We start from the raw sequence: 483 nt of genomic DNA, 5'->3' as shown, positions 1-483 counted from the left end.
TCTCGTTGAAGGCATGCGCATGTCTAACCTTGTGAGCGAAGTTGTCTCTAAAGATGCTAAGAAGAAAGCAGAGTCAGGTCGCGAGGACGAAGAGTAATGGCAAGACGTCGTAAAGGTCGTCCAGTTAACGGCGTCGTATTGCTGGATAAACCAACCGGAATCTCTTCAAATGATGCGCTACAGAAAGTAAAGCGTATCTACTTTGCTGAAAAAGCGGGCCACACTGGCGCTCTTGATCCACTAGCAACGGGCATGTTGCCTATCTGCTTAGGTGAAGCGACCAAGTTTTCGCAGTTCTTGTTGGACTCAGATAAGCGCTATCGCACCATCGCTAAGTTGGGTGAGCGCACTAACACCTCGGATTCTGATGGTGAGGTAGTGGAAACACGCCCAGTTTCAGTAACCAAAGAGCAGCTGTTAGACGCCTTTGCTACCTTCCGTGGCACCACGGATCAAGTCCCTTCTATGTTCTCTGCGCTAAAG

1 protein-coding gene and 1 pseudogene are annotated in these 483 nt (G+C 49.5%); both read left to right on the top strand.

Features of this window, described 5'->3' with window-relative positions; all coding sequences use genetic code 11:
• Positions 1-97 (top strand): annotated as a pseudogene (gene rbfA / locus AB4585_RS23245) (ribosome-binding factor A); the annotation flags it as partial.
• The coding region (truB, locus tag AB4585_RS23240; protein WP_372171148.1) for a tRNA pseudouridine(55) synthase TruB at positions 97-483 on the top strand (387 nt) is incomplete at its 3' end. The pseudogene rbfA and the gene truB, both read left to right, overlap by 1 nt.

Origin of the sequence: Vibrio sp. 10N.222.49.C9 (genome assembly GCF_041474985.1) — a bacterium.
Taxonomy (GTDB): Bacteria; Pseudomonadota; Gammaproteobacteria; order Enterobacterales; family Vibrionaceae; genus Vibrio; species Vibrio crassostreae_C.
The sequence above is the reverse complement of the archived record's forward strand: the minus strand, read 5'-3'. Positions and strand labels throughout refer to the sequence as shown.